The 20,896-nt window shown below is 68.2% G+C and carries 17 protein-coding genes; 10 read left to right on the top strand and 7 right to left on the bottom strand.

Features of this window, described 5'->3' with window-relative positions; genetic code table 11:
- Nucleotides 1-16: 16 nt before the first annotated feature.
- Together TTH_RS01510 and TTH_RS01505 are read right to left on the bottom strand one after the other, a co-directional pair.
- The gene (locus TTH_RS01510) at nt 17-2,086 is read right to left on the bottom strand and encodes a S8 family serine peptidase (protein ID WP_011227833.1); all 2,070 of its coding nucleotides are present in this window, start codon (nt 2,084-2,086) and stop codon (nt 17-19) included.
- A gap of 9 nt (nt 2,087-2,095) precedes the next feature.
- Nucleotides 2,096-4,090 carry an Ig-like domain-containing protein gene (locus TTH_RS01505; protein ID WP_011227832.1) on the bottom strand — a complete coding sequence of 665 codons (1,995 nt, stop codon included), beginning with the start codon at nt 4,088-4,090 and terminating at the stop codon, nt 2,096-2,098.
- Between the two features lie 198 nt (nt 4,091-4,288).
- Here TTH_RS01505 and TTH_RS01500 point away from each other — a divergent pair, with 198 nt between their 5' ends.
- From TTH_RS01500 to carA, 5 genes are all read left to right on the top strand, one after another.
- Complete coding sequence (locus TTH_RS01500) at nt 4,289-5,491, top strand: argininosuccinate synthase (protein WP_011227831.1); 1,203 nt, start codon at nt 4,289-4,291, stop codon at nt 5,489-5,491.
- Nucleotides 5,481-6,869: an argininosuccinate lyase gene (gene argH / locus TTH_RS01495; RefSeq protein ID WP_011227830.1), complete on the top strand. Its 1,389-nt coding sequence runs from the start codon at nt 5,481-5,483 to the stop codon at nt 6,867-6,869. Before TTH_RS01500 ends, argH begins: the two co-directional genes overlap by 11 nt.
- A 1-nt stretch (nt 6,870) precedes the next feature.
- The gene (locus TTH_RS01490; RefSeq protein ID WP_011227829.1) at nt 6,871-7,404 is read left to right on the top strand and encodes an N-acetyltransferase; all 534 of its coding nucleotides are present in this window, start codon (nt 6,871-6,873) and stop codon (nt 7,402-7,404) included.
- A 1-nt stretch (nt 7,405) separates the two neighbouring features.
- A complete protein-coding gene (locus TTH_RS01485; protein ID WP_011227828.1) occupies nt 7,406-7,669 on the top strand; it encodes a type II toxin-antitoxin system HicB family antitoxin in 264 nt (87 codons plus the stop codon).
- 187 nt (nt 7,670-7,856) lie between these two features.
- Nucleotides 7,857-9,032 (top strand): glutamine-hydrolyzing carbamoyl-phosphate synthase small subunit, encoded by a 1,176-nt coding sequence (gene carA / locus TTH_RS01475; protein ID WP_011174069.1) that lies wholly within the window; start codon nt 7,857-7,859, stop codon nt 9,030-9,032.
- 42 nt (nt 9,033-9,074) lie between these two features.
- Here the strand turns inward: carA and TTH_RS01470 are convergent, their stop codons facing one another.
- From TTH_RS01470 to pgi, 3 genes are all read right to left on the bottom strand, one after another.
- Complete coding sequence (locus TTH_RS01470; protein WP_011227827.1) at nt 9,075-10,010, bottom strand: threonine/serine dehydratase; 936 nt, start codon at nt 10,008-10,010, stop codon at nt 9,075-9,077.
- Nucleotides 10,010-11,599, bottom strand: coding sequence for a phosphoenolpyruvate carboxykinase (ATP) (gene pckA, locus TTH_RS01465; RefSeq protein ID WP_011227826.1), 1,590 nt, complete (start codon nt 11,597-11,599; stop codon nt 10,010-10,012). The genes TTH_RS01470 and pckA overlap by 1 nt, the downstream gene beginning before the upstream one ends.
- An 88-nt stretch (nt 11,600-11,687) precedes the next feature.
- Nucleotides 11,688-12,935, bottom strand: a complete 1,248-nt coding sequence (pgi, locus tag TTH_RS01460; RefSeq protein ID WP_011227825.1) for a glucose-6-phosphate isomerase — start codon at nt 12,933-12,935, stop codon at nt 11,688-11,690.
- Between the two features lie 250 nt (nt 12,936-13,185).
- Between pgi and TTH_RS01455 the strand changes: the two genes are divergently transcribed.
- Both TTH_RS01455 and TTH_RS01450 read left to right on the top strand, forming a co-directional pair.
- Entirely contained in the window at nt 13,186-15,423 is a 2,238-nt protein-coding gene (locus TTH_RS01455) for a GNAT family N-acetyltransferase (protein WP_164926025.1), read from the top strand.
- Nucleotides 15,413-16,195, top strand: a complete 783-nt coding sequence (locus tag TTH_RS01450; RefSeq protein WP_011227823.1) for a TrmH family RNA methyltransferase — start codon at nt 15,413-15,415, stop codon at nt 16,193-16,195. Before TTH_RS01455 ends, TTH_RS01450 begins: the two co-directional genes overlap by 11 nt.
- Before the next feature lie 264 nt (nt 16,196-16,459).
- Here TTH_RS01450 and TTH_RS11430 read toward each other — a convergent pair whose 3' ends face one another.
- The gene (locus tag TTH_RS11430) at nt 16,460-16,645 is read right to left on the bottom strand and encodes a hypothetical protein (protein ID WP_223966770.1); all 186 of its coding nucleotides are present in this window, start codon (nt 16,643-16,645) and stop codon (nt 16,460-16,462) included.
- On the opposite strand from TTH_RS11430, the gene TTH_RS01445 reads away from it, so the two are divergent.
- From TTH_RS01445 to groL, 3 genes are all read left to right on the top strand, one after another.
- Entirely contained in the window at nt 16,587-17,234 is a 648-nt protein-coding gene (locus tag TTH_RS01445) for a transposase (protein ID WP_224065233.1), read from the top strand. The genes TTH_RS11430 and TTH_RS01445 overlap by 59 nt on opposite strands.
- Before the next feature lie 96 nt (nt 17,235-17,330).
- Nucleotides 17,331-17,636, top strand: a complete 306-nt coding sequence (gene groES / locus TTH_RS01440; protein WP_011174076.1) for a co-chaperone GroES — start codon at nt 17,331-17,333, stop codon at nt 17,634-17,636.
- A 12-nt stretch (nt 17,637-17,648) separates the two neighbouring features.
- A complete protein-coding gene (gene groL, locus TTH_RS01435) occupies nt 17,649-19,280 on the top strand; it encodes a chaperonin GroEL (protein WP_011174077.1) in 1,632 nt (543 codons plus the stop codon).
- A 63-nt stretch (nt 19,281-19,343) separates the two neighbouring features.
- Here groL and TTH_RS01430 read toward each other — a convergent pair whose 3' ends face one another.
- Nucleotides 19,344-20,876, bottom strand: a complete 1,533-nt coding sequence (locus TTH_RS01430) for a thermostable carboxypeptidase 1 (RefSeq protein ID WP_011174078.1) — start codon at nt 20,874-20,876, stop codon at nt 19,344-19,346.
- Between the last annotated feature and the right edge of the window lie 20 nt (nt 20,877-20,896).

Here is a 20,896-nt window from a genome sequence, read left to right as displayed (position 1 = left end):
TGGGTGCTTACGGACCTTAGTTGGTCTTCTGGAGCTCGAGGCGGTACTTGTTGAAGGGGCTGTCGTCGCTACCGCCGTTGGCGATGGTGTAGCTGGTCACTACAAGGTAATAGGTGCCGTCCTGGGGCAGGGTGAAGATGATCTCCGAGTCGGTGATTTGGCCGAAAATGATGTCGTCGTTTTCGGCCAGGACCTGCCCGTTTTCGTCCAGGAGGTAGAGGTAGGAGTCCAGGGTCCCTCCGATGCTGGAGCGAGCGTAGACGCGGGCCTTGATCGTGTCCCCAGCGCTTCCCGTGAACTGGAAGTAGTCGTAGTCCTGGGGTTGGCCGAAGATATAGGCGAGCTGGGTGGTCTGGCCGTAGGCGATGGGCTTGGCCTGAGAGAGGGTGTCGTTGGGTTCGTAAGGATCGGTGGGGTTTAGGTTGACCTCGCTTGCGTTGAGGCGGACGAGCTTGGAGTCGGGGCTGAAGGCGCTAGAGCCCGGGGTGGCCACCAGGGTGCCCACGAAGGTGCCCCGCTCCTCGGGAGGTCCGCCCGTGAGGGCCAGGTCCGCCCCGGCCACGTAGATATCGTACTCGCCCGGGGCGATCTCGTAGAACCAGGCCTCGCCGTTTTGGTCCGTACGGGCCCAGTAAACGGGGGTAGGGTCGGTGGGATCCCCCGGCTTTAGGCCCTTCCCCCGCAGGATCACGTCGGCGAGAAGGCCAGGGAAGGTGCCCCGCTCGTTGAAGTACTCCACCTTCACCCGGACCACGGCGCCTTTCGCGGGCAAGGCGGCACAGCCTTGGGAGAGGAGCTCGGCAAGCTGGCCCGCGTGCAGGTGGCCCCATCCCTTTTCCCGGGTGAAGGTCTTTTCCCAGGTGGTGGTTTCCAAGGCACGGCGCACCTGATAAGGGGTGGCGCCAGGGCAGGCGGCCTTCACCAGGGCGGCCGCCGCGGCGGTGTAGGGGCCGGAGAAGGACGTTCCGGAGATGAGGCCGTAGCCGCCCCCGAGCCAGGTGGGGTTGGCCAGGAGGACGTCCAAGCCGGGGGCGGCGCTGGAGATGTGCCGCCCGTAGGTGGAGAAGTCCGTCTTGTTGCGGTTGCCGTCGGCGGCGGCCGAGGCGATGATCCCGGGATAGCCCGCGGGGGTGCGCACCTCGTCTTTGTAGGAGTTTCCGGCGCTCGCCACCACCACCACGCCGTTGGCCAAGGCGTAGTCAAAGGCCTCCTTGACCAGTTGGCCGTAGCCGAGGCCGCCCCAGGAGTTGTTGAGCACTTGGGCTCCGTTGTTCACGGCCCAGACGATGCCCCGGGCCACGTAGAAGTCCCCCACGTAGTCGGGCTGGAAGATGGCCACGGGGAGGAACTTGGTCTTGGGGGCGAGCCCCGCGATGCCCTGGCCGTCCCTGGGGGCACTCACCGTGGAGGCCACGTAGGTGCCGTGGTAGAGGTCGGCGGGGGCGTTGAGGCCCTGGATAAAGTTCAGCCAGCCGCTGGCGCTGGTGTAGGTGGTGTCGGTGACCGGGTCATAGGCCTTCCCCGCCCAGTTGGGGGCGAGGTCAGGGTGGGTTACGTCCGCGGGGTCGTCAATGATGGCCACCACCACCCCCTCGCCTTCAAACCCCCTGTCCCAGGCCGCCTTGGCGGCGAGGTGGCGTGGGTCCAGAGCGTACTGGGGCAGCTCGTCCAGGATTTGGTCGCTGGGGTTGCCCAAGGGAATGAGGCCGCTTTCCCGGCCCCTGGGGAGCTCCACGGGGTCGTCCTTGGGGGGGGTTACCTGGGCCAGGTGGGGCTCGGCGTAGCGGAGGCCAGGGAGGCCCTTCAGGGTCCGGCTCGCCTTGACGGCATCCCCGGGCACCTCGAGGAGGGCGGCCTTCAGCTCGGGGATACGGGCGATCTCCTTGGCCCCCAGCTTACGGATGGCCTCCTGAAGGCCGGACTCGTCCTCGTAGCCCACCACCACCTGCCCCTGGTAGTGGCGCACACCCTCGGAGGTGGTCACAAGGCCGGGCGTCGGGGAGGCGTTCGTCGGCCTCGGAGCCTGGGAGCAGGCCGAGAGCAGAGCGGCCAGCGCAAGGGCGGAGAGGATCAAAGGCTTCTTCATGCTGCCTCCTTACTCACCGGTGGTGAAATCAAAGACCTGGGTCCCCGTGCGGCTGATGCGGATGAAGGAGGTGGAGCTGGGCCAGGTCTGGATGCTGTAGGCCGAGATGCGGTAGTTTTCCCCGGGGTTGTACTTGTAGGCGTAGCTCACGTAAAGCTGCCAGGCGTAGGTGCGGAGGGCTTGGAGCTCGGGAAGCTGGGCCAGGCCGTCAAAGTCGTAGGGCAGGGTGACCTCGCCCTGGGCCACGTCCACGGGGACGAGGTTGGGGTTGTTGGGGTCGGTGGTGTCGGTGAAGATCACGAAGTTGTTGACGGCGGGATGGAAGCCATAGACCAAGGCCTCTCCCGCGGGGATGCCGTTATCTCCGTTGCCAAACTCCACGTAGAGGTTGTAGCCCGAAAGCGTCTGCCAGGCCACGCCGTCCCCGGTCAGGGTGTCCCAGAGGACCAGGTTGTAGGCGGCGCCGTCGGCTCCGATCTGAAGCTGGGGATGGCCGATCACGAAGTCCGGGGTTTTGGACACGCCCACGCTCTCGTCGGCGGGGGAGAGGAGGGGGGCGAAGAAGGGCGGAAGGGGTGTGGTGGAGCTGGGCTGGCTTTCGGCCGAACTCGCGCCCCGGGCCACCACCCGGTAGTGGTAGGTCTGGCCGGGGGTGAGGTCGGGAGAGGCGTCGCGGAAGTAGAAGGGGCGGTTGAAGGGGTTGCTGGAACAGCTGGAGCTGGCCCCACCGCCCACGGTGCCCACCCGGACCCAGTTGGCGCCGTCGGTGGAGCGCTCAATGTCAAAGGCGAACGGCGGGGCGGAGGTGTCGGTGTAGCACCAGCGCACCTCCACGTAGAGGTTGCTTCCCTCGGGGACGGCCATGGGATCCAGCGCAAGCTCGCCCACTTGGCCCTTGGCCACAGGAACCTGGATCTTGGCGGGCGCCTTGACGCCGTAGAAGCCCACGGCCTGGGTGAGGGTGATGGCGGTGGCGGCCACCTGGGTGGGCGCCTGGACGGTGTTGGCCTGGGTGGGGTTGGTGTTGATGAAGGTGATGGGAAGGATGTAGTGGCTCCGGTTTTCGTTGAAGTCGTAGGCCACCACCTCCAGGTAGACGTTTTCCCCATCCGCGTCCCCAAAGCCCGCCACGTTGGATCCGCTCAGGGCCTGGTTGCCGGTGTCCTCGGTGTCGGTGAAGATGCGGCGCGTCCAGGTGGCGGAGTTGGTGACGAAGGCCGAACCTGGGGTGCGGCCCAAGGCCACGTAAATGTAGCGCATGGGGCGTACGTAGTCCTTGGAGGTGTCCACCTGGACGCGGAAGGGGATGACGTCGGTGAAGATTCCCCCTTCCAGCGGGATGTTCCCGTCTTGGGTGATGAGGAGGGTGGGCGGGGTGGTGGTGGCGGTGGCGTCAAAGGCGGGCTTCTGGACGAGGGTGATGGAGGCCATCTCCGGGACCCGGATGCCCTCCACGAGGCTCCCCGCCATCCCGGGTTTTTGGGCCTCGAGGCGGTAGGTCCCAGGGGCCAGGTTGGTGAAGGTGAAGGAGCCGTCGCTTGCCGTGGTGGTGGTGGCGACGAGGGCACCTCCCCGATAAAGCTTGAGGGTGCTCGAGGCCACGGGACCGCCAGCGTTCTCCCTCACCACGTAGCCCGAAAGGGTGTGGACGGCTTGCGGGTCGTAGGTGACCTGGACGCTAGCGGTTCCCTTGTTGCCGGAGGGGTCGTAGGCGTGGACGGTGATGGTGTTTTGGCCTTGTGGGAGGGTGAGGGTGAAGGCGAAGTTGACGGAGGTTCCCGGGGTGATGGGGACCTCTTGTTCCTGGCCGTTGTTGAGCTGGTAGGTGACCCGGTTTACGCGGACGTTGTCCTGGGCGGTGCCTTGGACGGTGAGGGTGTCCTGGTTGACGGTGGCGCCATTTTGGGGGGCGGTGATGGTGACGCTGGGCTTGACGGTGTCCTGGCCGCAGCCTGCCAGGAGGAGGGCGCCGAGTAAAAGCCCGAGCCCTAACGCTTTTCTCATAGAGCACCTCCAACAGAACGCGTCCTTTGCGACCGAGGCCCAGACCTCCTATAGATATGGGTCATGCGGTACCTCCTTCTCGCAGTTTCCGGGGTCAATCCTAACCTTGCCTTGGGAGGGTGTCAAGCGGTAGGGTACGGCGCGGGTTTGTTCATGTATACTTATGCACGCCCCCTCGAGGGGTAGACTGGGAGGGACATGAAGATCGTCTTGGCCTACTCCGGCGGACTGGACACCAGCATCATCCTCAAGTGGCTCAAGGAGACCTATCGGGCCGAGGTCATCGCCTTCACCGCGGACATCGGCCAGGGGGAGGAGGTGGAGGAGGCCCGGGAGAAGGCGCTGAGGACGGGCGCTTCCAAGGCCATCGCCCTGGACCTCAAGGAGGAGTTCGTCCGCGACTTCGTCTTCCCCATGATGCGGGCTGGCGCGGTGTACGAGGGCTACTACCTCCTCGGCACTTCCATCGCGAGGCCTTTGATCGCCAAGCACCTGGTGCGGATCGCCGAGGAGGAGGGGGCGGAGGCCATCGCCCACGGGGCCACGGGGAAGGGGAACGACCAGGTGCGCTTTGAGCTCACCGCCTACGCCCTGAAGCCCGACATCAAGGTCATCGCCCCCTGGCGGGAGTGGAGCTTCCAGGGCCGCAAGGAGATGATCGCCTACGCCGAGGCCCACGGCATTCCCGTCCCCGTGACCCAGGAGAAGCCTTACTCCATGGACGCCAACCTCTTGCATATTTCCTACGAGGGCGGGGTCCTCGAGGACCCCTGGGCCGAGCCCCCCAAGGGGATGTTCCGCATGACCCAAGACCCCGAGGAGGCTCCCGACGCCCCGGAGTACGTGGAGGTGGAGTTTTTTGAGGGCGATCCCGTGGCGGTGAACGGGGAGAGGCTTTCCCCGGCGGCCCTTCTGCAGAGGCTCAACGAGATCGGGGGGCGTCACGGGGTGGGCCGGGTGGACATCGTGGAGAACCGCTTTGTGGGCATGAAGTCCCGGGGGGTCTACGAGACCCCGGGGGGGACGATCCTCTACCACGCCAGGCGGGCGGTGGAAAGCCTCACCCTGGACCGGGAGGTCCTCCACCAAAGGGACATGCTCTCCCCCAAGTACGCCGAGCTCGTCTACTACGGCTTCTGGTACGCCCCGGAGCGGGAGGCCCTTCAGGCCTACTTTGACCACGTGGCGAGAAGCGTCACCGGCGTGGCCCGGCTCAAGCTCTACAAGGGGAACGTCTACGTGGTGGGAAGGAAGGCCCCGAAGAGCCTCTACCGCCAGGACCTGGTCTCCTTTGACGAGGCAGGGGGCTACGACCAGAAGGACGCCGAGGGCTTCATCAAGATCCAGGCCCTGCGCCTCCGGGTGCGGGCCCTTGTGGAGAGGGAGGGCCATGGCGCATAGGACCTGGGGAGGCCGCTTCGGGGAGGGGCCGGATGCCCTTGCGGCCCGCTTCAACGCCTCCCTTGCCTTTGACCGGGCCCTTTGGCGGGAGGACCTCTGGCAGAACCGGGTCCACGCCCGCATGCTTCACGCCGTGGGCCTCCTGAGCGCGGAGGAGCTTGAGGCCATCCTCAAGGGGCTGGACCGGATAGAGGAGGAGATTGAGGCGGGCACCTTCCCCTGGCGGGAGGAGCTTGAGGACGTCCACATGAACCTCGAGGCCCGCCTTACCGAGCTCGTCGGCCCCCCGGGGGGCAAGCTCCACACCGCCCGTAGCCGCAACGACCAGGTGGCCACGGACCTGAGGCTTTACCTGCGGGGGGCCATAGACGAGCTCCTGGCCCTTCTCCTTGCGCTCCGGCGGGTCCTGGTGCGGGAGGCCGAGAAGCACCTGGACCCCCTTTATGTCCTTCCCGGCTACACCCACCTGCAGCGGGCCCAGCCCGTGCTCCTTGCCCACTGGTTCCTCGCCTACTACGAGATGCTTAAGCGGGACGCAGGGCGCCTGGAGGACGCCAAAGAGCGCCTCAACGAAAGCCCCCTGGGGGCGGCGGCCCTCGCGGGGACGGGCTTCCCCATAGACCGCCACTTCACCGCCAGGGAGCTTGGCTTCAAGGCCCCCATGCGGAACTCCCTGGACGCGGTGGCCTCCCGGGACTTCGCCCTGGAGGTCCTTTCCGCCTTGAACATCGGCATGCTCCACCTCTCCCGCATGGCGGAGGAGCTCATCCTCTACAGCACCGAGGAGTTCGGCTTCGTGGAGGTGCCCGACGCCTTCGCCACCGGGTCTTCCATCATGCCCCAGAAGAAGAACCCGGACATCCTGGAGCTCATCCGCGCCAAGGCGGGAAGGGTGCTCGGGGCCTTTGTGGGGCTTTCCGCGGTGGTGAAGGGCCTTCCCCTCGCCTACAACAAGGACCTCCAGGAGGACAAGGAGCCCCTTTTGGACGCCCTCGCCACCTACAGGGATAGCCTCAGGCTCCTCGCCGCCCTCCTCCCCGGGCTCAAGTGGCGCCGGGAGAGGATGTGGCGGGCGGCGGAGGGGGGCTACACCCTCGCCACGGAGCTCGCCGACTATCTGGCGGAAAAGGGGCTTCCCTTCCGGGAGGCCCACCACGTGGTGGGGAGGCTCGTGCGAAGGCTTGTGGAGGAGGGGCGGGCCCTTAAGGACCTCACCTTGGAAGAACTCCAGGCCCACCACCCCCTCTTCGCCGAGGACGCCCTTCCCCTCCTCCGCCTGGAGACCGCCATCCATAGGCGCCGCTCCTATGGCGGCACGGCCCCGGAGGCGGTGCGGGAGAGGCTAGAGGAGGCCAAGAAGGAGGTGGGGCTTGACTGAAGTGAGGGGGCTTTCCCTTTCCCCGGTGGTTCTCCCCGAGGTGCGGCGCGAGGCGGGGGTGGAGCTTAGGAAGGCGCGGCTAGAGGACGTGGACGCCATCTACTGGCTCATCCGCTACTGGGCGGAGAAGGGCCTGATGCTGGTGCGGAGCCACAGCCACCTCTACGAGAACATCCGGGACTTCTGGGTCCTCGAGGACGAGGACGGCCAGATCGTGGGCACCGTGGCCCTCCACGTCCTCTGGCGGGACCTTGCCGAGATTCGCGGCCTCGCCGTGCACCCCACAAGGCAGGGCCAGGGCCTGGGCCGCTGGCTCGTCCTGGGGGCGGAGCGGGAGGCGCGGGATTTGGGGCTTCCCCGGGTCTTCGCCTGGACCTTACAGGTGAACTTCTTCCGCGCCCTCGGCTACCGGGTCACGAGCCGGGAGGCCCTTCCCCCCAAGGTCTGGAGCGAGTGCAACGCCTGCCCCTTCTACGAGAACTGCCGTGAGATCGCCGTCGTCAAGGAGTTTTCCCCAGGGGCTTCCGGGGGCTAGAATGGACGGGATGGGCACCCTGACCCGCTACCTTGAGGAGGCCATGGCCCGGGCCCGCTACGAGCTCATCGCCGATGAGGAGCCCTATTATGGGGAGATCCCCGACCTCCCCGGGGTCTGGGCCACGGGGAAGAGCTTAAAGGAGTGCGAGGCCAACCTGCAGGCGGCCCTGGAGGACTGGCTTCTCTTTCTGCTCTCCCGGGGTGAGACCCCCCCGCCCTTGGGCGAGGTTCGCATTGAGCTACCCCATGGCGAGGCGGCTTAGGCCCGTTTCCCGGAGGGAGCTCGTGGCCAGGCTTAAGGCCTTGGGGTTTTCCGGGCCCTCCACGGGGGGCAGGACCAGTTCATGGTGCGGGGGTCCATCCGCCTGGTCTTGCCCAATCCCACCGAGGGGAGATTGGCGTGGACCTTCTAAAGCGCATCCTGAGGCAAGCGGGGATAGAGGAGGAGGAATGGCTGGAGTGAAGGAGCGCGCCGTTTTGGTCCTGGAAGACGGGACCGTCTACCACGGTTACGCCTTCGGCGCCCGGGGGAAGACGGTGGGGGAGGTGGTCTTCAACACCGCCCAGACCGGCTACCAAGAGATCATGACCGATCCCAGCTACCACGGGCAGATCGTGGTCATGACCTACCCCCACCAGGGCAACTACGGGGTGAACGTCTACGACATGCAGTCCAACCGCCCCTGGGTGAGGGGCTTTGTGGCCAAGGAGTTCAGCCGCGTGGCCTCCAACCCCCGGGCCCAGCAGACCATCGGGGAGTTCATGGAGTTCTACGGGGTGGTGGGGATTGAGGGCATAGACACGAGGGCCCTGGTGCGGAAGATCCGGGAAGGCGGGGTGCTGAAGGGGACCATCGCCCACGCGAGCCTCTTCGGCGCCCCCGACCACGCCTTCACCCAGGAGGAGCTCGAGGCCCTGCGCCGGGAGGCCCAGGCCTGGACGGACATTGACGGCCGGGACATGACCCCCGAGGTCTCCACCCCCCTGCCCTACGCCTGGCCCACCCTGAAGTCGGGGCGGCGCATCGTGGTCATGGACTTCGGCATCAAGCACGCCATCGTGGAGAACCTGGCCGCCCTCGGCTTTGAGGTCATCGTGGTCCCCGGGAAGACCCCGGCCCACCAGATCATGGCCTTGGAGCCCCACGGCCTCCTCATCTCCAACGGGCCCGGCGACCCCACCATGCCCCGCTACGCCCACGAGACCATCTGGAAGCTCATGGGGCTTCTGCCCACCTTCGGCATCTGCCTGGGGCACCAGCTCTTGGCCCTGGCGGCGGGAGGGCGGACCTTCAAGATGAAGTTCGGCCACCGGGGGGCGAACCACCCGGTGAAGAACCTGCAGACGGGGAAGATTGAGATCACCAGCCAGAACCACGGCTACGCCGTGGACATTGACTCCCTCAAGGACTTCCGCCCCACCCACGTGAACCTGAACGACGGGACCCTCGAGGGCATGGCCCACGCCCGCTACCCCGTCTTCTCCGTCCAGTACCACCCCGAGGCCGCCCCGGGCCCCCACGATGCCCTCTACCTCTTCCGCCGCTTCCTGGAGGAGGTGGAGGCCTTCCACGGGGCCACGGGGCTTCCCGTGGAGAAGCAACGGGCGGACCAGCACGGGATTTAAAGCGCCTGCTCTTTTTTGACGGGGTCAGCTTACCCCGCCCCCCTAGGGAGAGAAGTCCCGGTTGCCCCCGGAGAGGAGGAGGGCGAGGGTTTGGGGAAGCCTCGCCCCGTGCTCCAGCACCGCGGCCAGGGGAAGGGCCCCCGTGGGCTCCACCACCTGCTTGGTGCGGGTGAAGAGGAGGCGCTCCGCCTCGAGGAGGGCCTCCTCGCTCACCGTAAGGATCCCGTCCACCCTTTCCCGCAGGATGGGGAAGGTGCGCTCCCCCAGGCTTAGCGTCCGCACCCCATCCGCCCGGGTCCTGGGGGGCGCTTCCAGGCGGAGGATCCTTCCCGCCTCCAGGCTTCTCTTGGCGTCGTCCGCGGCCTCAGGCTCCACCCCGAGGACGAGGGTTGTGGGGGAGAGGGCCTTCACCGCCGTGGCCAGGCCCGCGAGGAGCCCCCCGCCCCCCACGGGGGCGAGGACGGCCCCGGGGAAGACCCCCATCCGCCCCGCCTGGGCCAGAAGCTCAAGCCCCGCCGTCCCCTGCCCGGCGATGACCAGGGGGTCGTCAAAGGGGTGGATCAGGGCGTAGCCCGTCTCCTCCTGAAGGGCCCGGGCCACCTCCTCCCGGTTCTTTGCCGTCACCCCCCGGTCCACCACCTCGGCCCCGTAGGCCCGGGCGCAGGCCTTCTTGTAGGGGCTCGCGTCCTCGGGCATGACCACCAGGGCCTTTACCCCGAGCACCTGGGCGGCGTAGGCCACCCCCTGGGCGTGGTTGCCGCTGGAGACGGCGAGGAGCCCCTTGGGGTTTTCCAGGGCGAGGGCCTTGGAAAGCGCCCCCCGGGCCTTGAAGCTCCCCGTCTTCTGCAGGTGCTCGGCCTTGAGGAGGAGGCGCTTTCCCAGGAGCCCGTCCAGGAGGCGGGAGGTGAGGAGGGGGGTGCGGTGGGTGTAGGGGGCGATGCGGCGGAAGGCGGCGTAGAGGTCTTGGAGGGAAGGCATCACTCGGTGCGGGGCCCGGCCTCGGCCACCTCCTTGGCCACCCCTGAGGCGTACTTCTGGAAGTTTTCCTGGAAGAGGCGGGCGAGCTTCCGCGCCTGCTGGTCGTAGGCCTCCTTGTCCGCCCAGGTCTCCCGGGGGTTTAAGAGCTCCTGGGGCACGCCGGGGGCCTCGAGGGGCACCTCAAACCCGAAGACGGGGTCCCTGCGGTAGGGGACGTTCTCCAAGGCCCCGGAGAGGGCGGCCTTCAGAAGGGCCCGGGTCACGGGGAGGGGGAAGCGGTACCCCACCCCGTAGGGTCCGCCGGTCCAGCCCGTGTTCACCAGGTAGACCCGAGGGGCGTGCTTCCGGATCTTCTCCCCCAGCATCCTCGCGTACACCCCGGGGTGCATGGGGAGGAAGGGGGCGCCGAAGCAGGCGGAGAAGGTGGCCCTGGGCTCGGTCACGCCCCGCTCCGTCCCCGCCACCCGGGCGGTGTAGCCGGAGAGGAAGTAGTACATGGCCTCCTCCGGGGAAAGCCGGGCGATGGGGGGAAGGACCCCGTAGGCGTCGGCGGAGAGGAAGAAGATGGCCCTGGGGTGGCCCGCCACGCCCGACTCCACCACGTTCTCCAGGTGGGCGATGGGGTAGGAGGAGCGGGTGTTCTCCGTCTTGGAGTCGTCGTCCCACTGGACCCGGCGGCTTTCCGGGTTGACCACCACGTTCTCCAGGATGGCCTCAAACTGGTTGGAGGCCTTGTAGATCAGGGGCTCGTGCTCCGGGGAGAGGCGGATTACCTTGGCGTAGCACCCGCCCTCAAAGTTGAAGACCCCATCCTCGCTCCAGCCGTGCTCGTCGTCGCCGATCAAGGGGCGCTCGGGATCGGTGGAGAGGGTGGTCTTGCCGGTGCCGGAGAGGCCGAAGAAGACCGCCACGTCCCCTTCCTTTCCCACGTTGGCCGAGGCGTGCATGGGGAAGACCCCCCGCTTGGGCATGAGGTAGTTCATGACGGTGAAGATGCTCTTCTTGATCTCCCCGGCGTACTTGGTGCCCACGATGAGGACGAGCCTCCTCTGGAAGCTGATCCCCACGAACACCTCGCTCCGCGTGCCGTCCCTTTCGGGCACCGCCTGGAAGTAGGGGGCGTGGACCACGGTGAAGCCGGGGACGAAGGCCTCCACCTCGTCGTCGTTGCCGAAGCGGCGGGGGAGGATAAACATGTTGCGGGCGAAGAGGGCGTGCCAGGGGCTTTCCGTCACCACCCGCACGGCGAGCCGGTAGCGCCGGTCTGCCCCGGCGTAGAGGTCCTGGACGTAAAGGTCCCGCTCGGAGAGGTACTGGACCACCCTCTGGTAGAGGGCTTCAAAGGCCTCCGGGGCGAAGGGTTGGTTCACCTCTCCCCACCAGATCTCCCCTTCCACCTCCGGCTCCCGCACCACGAACTTGTCCTTGGGGCTTCTCCCCGTGTAGGGGGTGGTGTCCACCACCAGGGGGCCGTGGTGGGCGAGAAGGCCTTCTCCCCGGAGGAGGGTGTGTTCCACGAGGACGGGGGAGACGGTGTTCCAGAAGACCCGCTTCTTGGGGTGGATACCGAGGGCTTCCAAACGTTGCATGCCTCGCCTCCTTCGTTCAGGATATCACGAGCGGCTTTCCACGCTTCCAAAGCCAGGGTATACCCTGTCCGAGGCGAGGGGAAGCCCGTCACCCCGCAAGCCGCTTGCGGGTGAGAACCTTGCCCAGCTCCACCCCGGGCTGGTCAAAGGCGTTGACCTCCCAGAGCTCCCCCAGGAAGGCGGTCTGCCACATGAGGTGCTGCATGAGCCAGCCCACGGCGTAGGGGGAGACCTCGGGGAGGAAGAGGGCGTAGACCCTCTGCCCCGCCTCGGCCAGGGCCTCGTAGGTGGCCTCGGCCTCCGCCTTCAGGAGCTGGAAGAGGGTCTTGCCGAAGAGGTAGGAGGCGGCCTCGAGGCCCTCCACCTCCGGGATCTCCACGTCCTCGAGGGGGGCCTCCGGGATGACCAGGGCGAGGAGCTTGTCCAGAGGGCCTTCCCGGAAGAGCTGGACCTGGGCGTGCTGGTCCTTGGGGCCGAGGGCGGGGACCGCGGTGGTGCCCACCCTTTGGCCCTGGCGGTCCACCTTCCCTAAGGACTCGTCGTGGAGCTGGACGAACCAGCTGGGGAGGTGGCTTAACCTCTCCGAGTAGACCATGAAGACGTGGACGGGGAGGTGGCGGTGGAGGTGGAGGAGGAGGGCGGTCTTTAGGGGCAGGCTCTCCTCGAGGGGGGCGAGGGCGGTCTCGTTGGCCTTACGGGCCCCCATGAGGAGGGCGTCCAGGTCGGCGCCGGCGAAGGCCAGGGGGAGAAGCCCCACGGGGGAGAGAGCGGAGAAGCGCCCGCCCACCTCCTTGGGGATGGCGAAGGCCTTGAGCCCCTCCCGCTCGGCGAAGGCGCGCAAGGGGCCCTCCTTGGGGTCGGTGGTCACCACGAGGTGCCGCCGCCAGTCCTCCCCCAGGTGCGCTTTAAGCCACTTCAGGAAGACGGCGAGGCCCGCCAGGGTCTCCGCCGTGGACCCCGACTTGGAGACGGCGTTCACCAGGGTCTTCCTGGGGTCCAGGGTGCGGAGGAGCCTGAGGATGGGCTCGGGCTCCACGTGGTCCAGGTAGTGGAAGCGCACCCCGCTCTCGTTGAAGGCGGCCTCGAGGGCCTTGGGCCCCAGGGCGCTTCCCCCGATGCCGATGAGGACGAAGTCCTCCACCCAGGGGTTCGCCTCCCGGTAGCGGCGGACCTCCCTCAGGGTCTCCGTGTCCTCGGGGAGGTCCATCCAGCCGAGCATGCTCCCCGGCTCCCCCCGCTTGGCGAGGAGGCGCCTGCGGGCCTCTTCCAGGAGGGGGCCGTGCCGGCTTAGGGCCTCGGGGAAGCCCGGGAGAAAGCGGGTGTCCAGCCGGAGCATGGAGTGCAGTTTACACCCTTGCCAAACCCCCCTTGGCGGGGAAGACTGAGGCCTAGCCCACGCCCGTTTGGAGGCACCTTTTGAGGTACGCCTTGTTCGGCTTTCGCGTGGGCTGAGCCCTTTCCCTCGGCCTCTTCTTCCTCCTGGGAAGCCAGGGGGGAGGCCCTCCGCTACCGGGCCCTTCTTTTGGCCCACGGGGTCCGGCTCCTGGCGGTGCGGGGGAACGAGCCCTTTAGGGGAAAATAGGGGCATGGGCTACGTCCCGCCCCCCACCCCCCAGCACGGCCTCGAGGAGGGCCCCGTCCTCCTCAAGGACGGACGCACCGCCCTCCTCCGCCGGGCCTCCAAAAAGGACCTCCCCCTTTTCGTGGAGTTCCTGAGGCGCCTTTCCCCCACCTCCTTGCGCCTGCGCTTCTTCTCCCCCATCTCCCCGGAGAAGGCCGCCGAGCTCCTCCTCTCGGCCAAGCCCGAGGAGGAGAAGGTGACCCTGGTGGTCCTCCTGGGGGAGCCCCCCAGGATCGTGGCCACCGGGGAGTACGTCCGGGTCAAGGGGGAGGACACCGCCGAGGTGGCCTTCCTGGTGGACGACGCCTTCCAGGGGAAGGGCCTCGGCACCCTCCTTCTGGAAAGGCTCGCCCTCATCGCCGCCAAGCGCGGGGTGCGCCGCTTCCAGGCCTTCGTCCTGGCGGAGAACAAGCAGATGCTAAGCGTCTTTATGGAAAGCGGCTTCCGCGTCCGGGCCCACCGGGAGGGCGGGGAGGTGGAGGTGGAGTTTGAGATCCTCATGGAGGAGGAGACGGCCCGGCGCTTTGAGTGGCGGGAGAAGGTCTCCACCATCGCCAGCCTCCACCCCTTCTTCTTCCCCCGGGGGGTGGCGGTGGTGGGGGCGAGCCGCGACCCGGAGAGCATCGGCTACCGCGTCCTGGAGAACCTCATCTTCGGCCGCTTCCAGGGGCCGGTCTTCCCGGTGAACGAGGCCATCGGGAGGGAGGGGGGGACCGTGGGGCCCCTCCTCGCCTACCCCGGCCTGGAGAGCGTCCCCGGGCCCGTGGACCTCGTGGTGGTGGCCGTGCCCAAGGAGCGGGTCCCGGAGGCCCTCGAGGCCGCGGGGCGCCGGGGAGCGCGGGGGGCCATCGTCCTCACCACGGGCTTCACCCCTAAGGAGGCCCAGGCCCTGGCGGACAAGGCGAGGCGGCTGGGGATGCGCCTTTTGGGCCCGGGCTCCCTGGGCCTCGTCCACACCCACCCCGGGGTGCGCCTGGCGGCGGGCCTCGCCCCCCTGCCCAAAGAGGGGGTCCTGGCCATCTCCAGCCAGTCCGGCACCCTGGGCCGGGCGGTGCTGGCCTTCGCCGAGGAGATGGGGCTTGGCGTGGCGAGCTTCGTCTCGCTTGGGGCCAAGGCGGACATCTCCTCCAACGACCTCCTCCAGTTCTGGGAGGAGGACGAGCGGACCCGGGTCATCCTCCTTTACCTGGAGCACTTCGGCAACCCCCGGCGCTTCTCCCGCCTCGCCCGCAGGATCGGGAAGAAAAAGCCCATCCTGGCGGTCCACCCCTCCCGCGACCCCTTGGTCAGGGCCCTCTTCGCCCAGGCGGGGGTGGTGCGGGCCAACAGCCTGGAGGAGGCCTTTGACGTGGCCCTCCTTTTGGCCCAGGGCCCCTTACCGGAGAACGGGCGGGTGCGCCTCATCTCCAACGCCTCCGGCCCCTCCAACCTGGCCCTCGAGGCCCTGAAGGAAGGGGGGATGGAGGTGGAGCACGTGGACCTGGGCTCCACGGCCGACCTCGAGGCCTTCCGCCGGGCCCTCGCCGAGGCGGAGGCGAGCGATGCGGGGAGCGTCTTCCTCCTCTTCGTGCCCATGGGCTTCGCCCCGGAGGAGGAGGTGCTGGGGCTTTTGCGGGAGGTGCGGGGAGGGAAGACCTACCTGGCCTGCCTCATGGGGCTTTCCTCGGGGCGGGCCCGGGTCCTGGGCTCCGTCCCCGTCTACCGCTTCCCCGAGTCCGCGGCCATCGCCCTCGCCCGGGCCTGGGGCTACAGGCGGTGGCGGGAGGAGCCCCTCTTCTTCCCCGACTTCCAGGACCTCCGCCTGGAGGAGGCGAGGAGGCTCGTGGAGGGGAAGCGCGCCCTCTCCCAGGAGGAGGGGGAGGCCTTGCTGCGCGCTTTTGGCCTCTCCCTGGGCGAGGAGGAGGGGCTTAGGCTCCGCCTTTTGGCCGAGCCCCACCCCCTTTTCGGGCCCGTCCTGGTTCTGGTCCTGCCCACCCCCCTGGGGGACCAGGTGCTGGAGCAGCGCCTCTCCCCCCTCACCGCCAAGGACGCGGAGGAGCTCCTCCGCCCCCTCGCGGGACGGGTGGAGGGGCTTCCGGCCTACAAGGAGCTCGTCCTCCGGGTCTCCCGGATGCTGGAGGAGCTTCCCCAGGTGGAAAGGCTCCTTCTGGAGCTTTCCGGTCCCCGGGTGGCGGCCTTTACAATAAGCCTCCGTGCGGATTGAAAGCCCGCAAAACCCCCGGGTAAAGGCCCTCGCCGCCCTCAAGGAGCGGAAGGAGCGGGAGCGGACCGGCCGCTTTCTCGTGGAGGGGCGGCGGGAGGTGGAAAGGGCCCTCGAGGCGGGCCTCTCCCTGGAGACCCTCCTCCTCGGGCCCAAGGCCCGCCCCGAGGACCGCGCCCTGGCCGGGGGCGCGGAGGTGTTGGAGCTTTCGGAAAGGGCCCTGGCCCGGGTCTCCACCCGGGAGAACCCCGCCCAGGTCCTCGGGGTCTTCCGCCTCCCCCGAAGAAGCCTCGCCGGGGTGACCCTCGGGGCCGCCCCCCTGGTCCTCGTCCTCTTGGGCCTGGAGAAGCCCGGCAACCTGGGGGCCATCCTCCGGGCGGCGGACGGGGCGGGGGCGGACCTCGTCCTGGTGGCCGAGGGGGTGGACCTCTTTAGCCCCCAGGTGATCCGCAACTCCACGGGGGCGGTCTTCGCCCTTCCCGTCTACCCCGTGGCGGAGGGGGAGGCGGCCCGCTTCCTGGAGGAACACAACCTCCCCCTGGTGGCGGCCACCCCCGAGGGGGAGAGGCTCTACTGGGAGGGGGACTACCGGGGAGGGGTGGCCTTCCTCCTCGGGGCGGAGGACAAGGGCCTCCCCGAGGCCTGGAAGCGGCGGGCCCAGGTGCGGGTGCGGATCCCCATGCGGGGGCGAGCGGACAGCCTCAACGTGGCCGTCACCGCCGCCCTCCTCCTCTACGAGGCCCTGCGGCAGCGTTCAGGGGGCGCACCCTTATAACCCCCCCCTCAACCCCCTGGGCTTGCCTTGCAAAGGTCAGGAGGACGGGTGTATATCTCTCTCCTGATGGGCAAGCGAGGCTTCCTTCGCAGGGAGGCAAGCCCCAAGGAGGTCCTGGAACACTGCCTGCGCCTGGCCCGGGAGGTGGCCCCTCCCACCCCCAAAGGCAAGCGGGGCCGCCCCTGGCGCTACAGCCACGCCCTTTACCTGGCCCTCCTTCTCTTCCGCGCCTTCTTCCACCTCACCTACCGCGAGACGGAGGCCTCACTCCAGGACCTGATGGAAGGCCCCTTCCCTTCCCACCAGTCCCTGGCCCGCTACGCCCTCAAGCACCTGGACCCCAAACTCCTTGAGGCCCTCCTGGAGAGGCTTTCCCGGGAACTGGAGGCCCATCTCGCCCCGGAGTCCTCGCCGGAAGGCGAAGCGGCTTCGGACGAGGCGCCGGCACACCTGGCGGCGCTTTCCCCCCCTCTACCTCATGGACACCACGGGGCTGGCCTACCGGAGCAAGGACCGGCTTCTCCGCTTTCGTCGGGGGAAGGAGGTGCGGCGGGTGCGGGGGCACGCGCGGCTTCTGGCCCTGATGCGGTGGGATAGGGAGAGGCGGCTCTTGTGGCCCTGGGGTGGAGTGGTGGGGGAGGGCTACGCCCCGGACCCCCGGCTTGGGGGGGAGGTGCTGAGGCGGTTTCCTCCTTCCCGGGGGTGGCTTTTGGCGGACGCGGGGTTTGACGGGAAGGAGGTGTGGGGGGTTTTGGGGGAGGCGGGGGTGCGGCCGGTGATCCGGCTTCGGGGCGGGGGCGAGGCCAGGGAGGAGGCGCGGGTGCGGGCGCGGGAGGGGTGGGACCCCGAGGTGTACCGGTTTCGCGGGGTGGTGGAGGGGGTGTTTGGGGGGATGAAGACGCGGCTGGGTGGGGGGTACCTTTGGGAGCGGAAGCCTTGGACGGCCATGGCGCGGGCGCTTTTGGAGCTCATCGCCTACGGCCTTAGGGTTCTTCTCTCCCTTCTCCCGCCCCCTCCGGGGTACAAGGCGATTTACTAGGCAAGCCCCAACCCCCTTGACAAAGGGGCGCCAGGCCAGGATAATGACCCTTGGTTTGACACTCTCACCCTTTGGGCGTCAAAGGAGGGAGTGGATATGGCCGCGGAGGTGAAGACGGTGATCAAGCCCCTAGGAGACCGGGTGGTGGTGAAGCGGATTGAGGAGGAGCCCAAGACCAAGGGCGGCATCGTGCTTCCCGACACCGCCAAGGAGAAGCCCCAGAAGGGCAAGGTGATCGCGGTGGGCACGGGCCGCGTCTTGGAGAACGGCCAGCGGGTGCCCCTCGAGGTGAAGGAGGGGGACATCGTGGTCTTCGCCAAGTACGGCGGCACCGAGATTGAGATTGACGGCGAGGAGTACGTGATCCTCTCCGAGCGCGACCTGCTTGCGGTCCTGCAGTAAAGGAGGTGAACCATGGCGAAGATCCTGGTGTTTGACGAGGCTGCGCGCCGCGCCCTGGAGCGCGGGGTCAACGCGGTGGCCAACGCGGTGAAGGTCACCCTCGGTCCTCGGGGCCGGAACGTGGTCCTGGAGAAGAAGTTTGGCTCCCCCACCATCACCAAGGACGGGGTGACGGTGGCCAAGGAGGTGGAGCTGGAGGACCACCTGGAGAACATCGGGGCCCAGCTCCTCAAGGAGGTGGCCTCCAAGACCAACGACGTGGCCGGTGACGGGACCACCACGGCCACCGTCCTCGCCCAGGCCATCGTCCGGGAGGGCCTGAAGAACGTGGCCGCCGGGGCCAACCCCCTCGCCCTCAAGCGGGGCATTGAGAAGGCGGTGGAGGCCGCGGTGGAGAAGATCAAGGCCCTCGCCATCCCCGTGGAGGACCGGAAGGCCATTGAGGAGGTGGCCACCATCTCCGCCAACGATCCCGAGGTCGGCAAGCTGATTGCCGACGCCATGGAGAAGGTGGGGAAGGAGGGCATCATCACCGTTGAGGAGTCCAAGAGCCTCGAGACCGAGCTCAAGTTCGTTGAGGGGTACCAGTTTGACAAGGGGTACATCTCCCCCTACTTCGTCACCAACCCCGAGACGATGGAGGCGGTCCTCGAGGACGCCTTCATCCTCATCGTGGAGAAGAAGGTCTCCAACGTCCGTGAGCTCCTCCCCATCCTGGAGCAGGTGGCCCAGACGGGCAAGCCCCTCCTGATCATCGCCGAGGACGTGGAGGGCGAGGCTTTGGCCACCCTGGTGGTGAACAAGCTCCGGGGCACCCTGAGCGTGGCCGCGGTGAAGGCTCCCGGCTTCGGTGACCGCAGGAAGGAGATGCTCAAGGACATCGCGGCCGTCACCGGCGGCACCGTGATCTCCGAGGAGCTCGGCTTCAAGCTGGAGAACGCCACCCTCTCCATGCTGGGCCGGGCCGAGCGGGTGCGCATCACCAAGGACGAGACCACCATCGTGGGCGGCAAGGGCAAGAAGGAGGACATTGAGGCCCGGATCAACGGCATCAAGAAGGAGCTGGAGACCACCGACAGCGAGTACGCCCGGGAGAAGCTCCAGGAGCGCCTGGCGAAGCTCGCGGGTGGCGTGGCCGTGATCCGGGTGGGCGCCGCCACGGAGACCGAGCTCAAGGAGAAGAAGCACCGCTTTGAGGACGCCCTGAACGCCACCCGGGCCGCGGTGGAGGAGGGCATCGTGCCCGGCGGCGGCGTGACCCTCCTCCGGGCCATCAGCGCCGTGGAGGAGCTCATCAAGAAGCTGGAGGGCGACGAGGCCACGGGCGCCAAGATCGTGCGCCGGGCCCTGGAGGAACCCGCCCGCCAGATCGCCGAGAACGCCGGGTACGAGGGCTCCGTCATCGTCCAGCAGATCCTGGCCGAGACCAAGAACCCCCGCTACGGCTTCAACGCCGCCACCGGGGAGTTCGTGGACATGGTGGAGGCGGGCATCGTTGACCCCGCCAAGGTGACCCGCTCTGCCCTGCAGAACGCCGCCTCCATCGGCGCCCTCATCCTCACCACCGAGGCGGTGGTGGCGGAGAAGCCCGAGAAGAAGGAGTCCACCCCCGCCTCCGCGGGCGCCGGGGACATGGACTTCTAAGCCCTAGCGGCTAAGGGGCCGGGCCTTCAAGGCCCGGCCCCTTTCTAAGTGCCGGGGACGGCGTCAGCCGTAGAGGGCGGCGTACTTTTTCTCCAGGTAGGCCAGGAAGGGCCTGGCGCTCGGGGCCTCCCCCGTGACCCGTTCCACCAGGACCCGGGGGCGGAAGCGGCTTCCCTCGGCGTGGATCCGCGCGCGCGTCCAGTCCAGGAAGGGCTGGAACTCTCCCCGGGCAAACCTAGGCTCCAGGGGGCCGAGCTCGGCCTCCGCCTTCTGGAAGAACTGGGCGGCGTAGAGGTTGCCCAAGGTGTAGGTGGGGAAGTAGCCGAAAAGCCCCCCGGCCCAGTGGACGTCCTGCATGACCCCGTCCTTGTAGTCCTTGGGGGCCACGCCCAGGTGGTCCCGGTACTTCTCCGCCCACGCCTCCGGCAGGTCCTCGGGGGAGAGCTCCCCGCGGAAGAGGGCGAGCTCCAGCTCCAGGCGCACCAGGATGTGGAGGTTGTAGGTGACCTCGTCCGCCTCCACCCGGATGAGGGAGGGCTCCACGGCGTTGACGGCGAAGTGGAAGTCCTCGAGGCTCACGTCCCCAAGGCTCGCGAAGACCTCCCGGGCCCGGGGGAAGAAGCGCTCCCAGAAGCCCAGGGAGCGGCCCACCAGGTTCTCCCAGGTACGGCTTTGCGACTCGTGGACCCCTAAGGAGACCGCATCCCCCCTCGGGGTGCCCCAGTGCTCCTTGGGCAGGCCCTGCTCGTAGAGGGCGTGCCCCATCTCGTGCAGGGTGCCGAAGATGCCCGCGTTGAAGAAGTCCTCGTAGTAGCGGGTAGTGATGCGCACGTCCCCGGGGCCGATGGCGATCTCAAAGGGGTGGGCGGTGGGGTCCAGGCGCCCCGCCTCGAGGTCGTAGCCGCAGGCCGAAAGGAGCTCCAGGGCGAAGCGCCTTTGGGCCTCCACGGGGTAGGGACGGTGGAGGATGGAGGTGTCGGGCCTCTTCCCACTTCCCAGGATCCGGTCCAGAAGGCCCTTGAGCCCCTCCTTGAGCTCGGCGAAGAGGGGAAGAAGCTCCCGGGCCCGCATTCCCGGCTCGTACCCGTCCAGGAGGGCGTCGTAAAGCTCCCCGTAGGGGGGGTCCCCGGGGGCCGGGGGGAGGGCGAAGAGGACCTCCGCCTTCTCCTTGGTGAGGGCGTAGACCCGCTTCAGGTAGGGCAGGAAGCCCCGCCAGTCGTCCCTCGGCCTGGCCTCCTCCCAGAAGCTCTCCGCCTCGCTTTCCGCCTGGGCGAGCTCCACGGCGAGCCTTTCGGGGATGGCCCGGGCCCTTTCGTAGGCCTGGCGCCACTCCCGGACGTTCACCGCGGCGTCGGAGAGGGGGTCCTGCACCAGCGGGCTTCCCTCCACCTTCTCCAGCCACTCCCCGATCCTGGGGTCGGTCATGCGCTGGTGGAGGAGCCGGGCCAGGGCGGCCATCTGCCGGGCGCGGTGCTCGTGCCCCTTTTTGGGGATCATGGTGCGCTGGTCCCAGGCGGCGAGGGCCCCCAGAGAGGCCAGGTAGGCGGTTTCCCTCTGGAACTCCAGGAGGTTCTGGTAAGCGGCTTCCGGCGTCACGGGGCCATCCTACACCCAAA

It is taken from the genome of Thermus thermophilus HB8 (assembly GCF_000091545.1).
GTDB lineage: Bacteria > Deinococcota > Deinococci > Deinococcales > Thermaceae > Thermus > Thermus thermophilus.
Note: the sequence above shows the minus strand (reverse complement) of the source record. Positions and strands in the feature narration are given on the sequence as shown.